We start from the raw sequence: 1,187 nt of genomic DNA, 5'->3' as shown, positions 1-1,187 counted from the left end.
CTGTGGTGCGCATCTCACCATCCACTGTCGCAGTGACGGTAAATTGTCCTGCTGTACTGGCGGTTAATTTGACGCTTGACTTACCCTTTGCATCGGTTTTAGTCGCCGATTTACTCAGTTTTCCACCGATGGTTGACCACTCAACATTGCTACCCTGAACAGGTTGACTATCTTTTGTGTAATCAAGCGAAATGGTCACCGCATCGCTGTTATTGGCTGTCGCGGTGTTTTTATCTACCGATAATGTCACGCTGGCTTCATGATGCAATTTTATCATCACACCTGCCGTTAATTTGTTACTGGTGAAATGTTTCTTCCAGTTACCCGCTGTGCCCAATTTTGTCAGATCAGGATTAGTCCCTTTTGATTCATCCCAGCTGTAACCGAGCACGCCCACATTTACCACGCCTTCACCTCGATAGCCAACGCCTAAATTTTCCTGATCGTTGATTTCATAAGAGCGAAAATGAGGTTCCTGTGATTCCGTGATAGTGATAGCCCCTGGTACTAAACCAAATATTGCATCAACAGGCGCCGTATCGGTGACTAATACAGGTTTACCTAATGTCCCAGGTTGGCCTCCGTAAATTACCACGCCTGCTTCTTCATAAACCTTGTTATCAATCGCCTGATCAACAATGTCAAAATAGGTTGTTGAGTGCATGACAAACAGATTGACACGGTTGAATTTATCCCCGTATTTGCGTAACCCCTTAGTGAGGGTCTTCTTGCCATCGGTAGCAATATTAGCCGTGACCATCATATCCGTATTAGCGCCAATCGCAGCCCCCAATGCTGCCAGGGAATACTTGATATAACCTTCAAGCGAAGCATCAGCAGCATCCGTACCGACAAGCTCAGAAAATTCTGAAACATCCCTGCCACGTCGTTTAAATGACTCTTCGGTGATTTCATAGGGGCCATATTTCCAAGGGGCTTTAACGTCAACGGATTCTCCCGCACCAATTTTCTTACCGGTAACTTTATCCGTAGAATTCACGTCACGATGTTCAATCGAACCGCTTATCTGATAAAATGCCCGTTTACGTAAATCGCCTTCTATAAAAACATTATCCAGTACAATTGCGCCATTTGACGCCTGATTGAACACCTCAAGATTATCTTGTCTACGCTCTAAAAATGCAGTTTGAGCCAAATCGTTACAAATAATTAAATCACTATTAACC

General features: G+C 44.3%; 1 protein-coding gene. It reads right to left on the bottom strand.

Features of this window, described 5'->3' with window-relative positions:
* Positions 1 to 1,187 (bottom strand): major capsid protein (locus tag CBG25_RS06965; protein WP_290605587.1); only part of this gene is annotated, 1,187 nt, incomplete at both ends.

Source organism: Arsenophonus sp. ENCA (assembly GCF_002287155.1).
Classification (GTDB): Bacteria; Pseudomonadota; Gammaproteobacteria; order Enterobacterales; family Enterobacteriaceae; genus Arsenophonus; species Arsenophonus nilaparvatae.
The sequence above is the reverse complement of the archived record's forward strand: the minus strand, read 5'-3'. Positions and strand labels throughout refer to the sequence as shown.